Origin of the sequence: Massilia sp. CT11-108, from assembly GCF_047302915.1 — a bacterium.
GTDB classification, from domain to species: Bacteria; Pseudomonadota; Gammaproteobacteria; order Burkholderiales; family Burkholderiaceae_D; genus Telluria; species Telluria orientalis.
Genome location: NZ_JBKYMO010000901.1, coordinates 1 through 1,356, shown reverse-complemented (window position 1 = coordinate 1,356; position 1,356 = coordinate 1). Strand labels below are relative to the sequence as shown.

1 protein-coding gene is annotated in these 1,356 nt (G+C 67.0%); it reads right to left on the bottom strand.

The annotated features are described in order from the left end of the window. Positions 1–1,356, bottom strand: a 1,356-nt coding sequence (locus ACEN88_RS31835) for an ATP-binding protein (protein WP_413346174.1), incomplete at both ends; no start/stop codon positions are given.

Genomic DNA, 1,356 nt, shown 5'->3' with positions numbered 1-1,356 from the left:
GGGCTGAGCAGCACGAGCCGCGTGGCGCGCGCGGCCGCATCAAGCTTGATCTGCGCGGCCAGCAGCAGGCCGCTCGTGTGCGCGAGCTCCATGTCGAGGATCGCGGCGTCGTACGGCCGGCCCGCGCGCGCCGCCTCGTCCAGCCGCTCCAGTGCTTCGTCCGCGCTCTCCGCCGCGTCGCATTCGACGCGCCACGTGGCCAGGTGGCGTTCGAGGCCGATGCGGCTCGTTTCGCTCTCGTCGACGAGGAGTACGCGCAGGCCGTCGATCGTGTGCTGGTGGTCGCCCGGCGCATCCGGATCGACGCGGCGCTTGTCGAAGGCGACCGTGAACCAGAACACGGATCCTTGCGTGAGGGCGTTCTCGACCCCGATGGAACCGCCCATCAGTTCGACGAGCTGTTTCGAGATCGCCAGGCCCAGGCCCGTGCCGCCGTATTTGCGCGTCGTGGAATCGTCGGCCTGCGAGAACGCCTCGAAGATGCGGCTGCGGGCTTCCCGCGAGATGCCGATGCCCGTGTCGTGCACTTCGAAGCGCAGCATCACGGCCTGGTTGTCCTCGCTCGCGATGCGCACCCTGGCGAGGATGCGGCCCTGGTCCGTGAACTTGACCGCGTTGCCGAGCAGGTTGGCCATGATCTGGCGCAGCCGGTTCGGGTCGCCGCAGATGGCGACGGGGATGTCGTTGGCGATGTCGAAATGGAGCGGGATGTTCTTCGCCTCGGCCTGCGGCGTGTAGACGGTATGGATGTCGTCCAGCAGGTCCCACAGGTTGAAATTGATGTACTCGACGGTGAGCTTGCCCGCCTCGATCTTGGAAAAGTCGAGGATGTCGTTGATGATCACCAGCAGGTGCTCGCCCGACTGCTTCACCAGCCGTGTGTAGTTGCGCTGTGTTTCGGTGAGCTCCGTCCCCAGCAGCATTTCCGTCATCCCCAGCACGCCGTTCATCGGGGTGCGGATCTCGTGGCTCATCGTGGCGAGGAAGGCGCTTTTCGCGCGGCTCGCCGCCTCGGCCGCGTTCTTCGCCTTTTCCAGCTGCTCGGTGCGCACGCCGACCTGGCGTTCCAGTTCGTCGCGGTGGTGCGTGAGCGCGGCGCCGCGGCCTTCGATCTGCGCGAGCATGTTGTTGAAGCTGTCGATCAGCACGCCCAGCTCGTCGTTGCGGTTGTGGGCGATGCGCAGCGTGTAGTTCTGGCTGGCGGAGACTTTTTGCGCCGCGTTGATCAACTTGCCGATCGGGTCGCTGATGCTGCGCCGCAGCCGCCGCACCAGCACGAACGCCGTCAGCAGCGCGGCGGCCAGCGCGGCGGCCATCACGCCCAGTGCGCGCGCGATGTCCAGCCACAGGGGCACG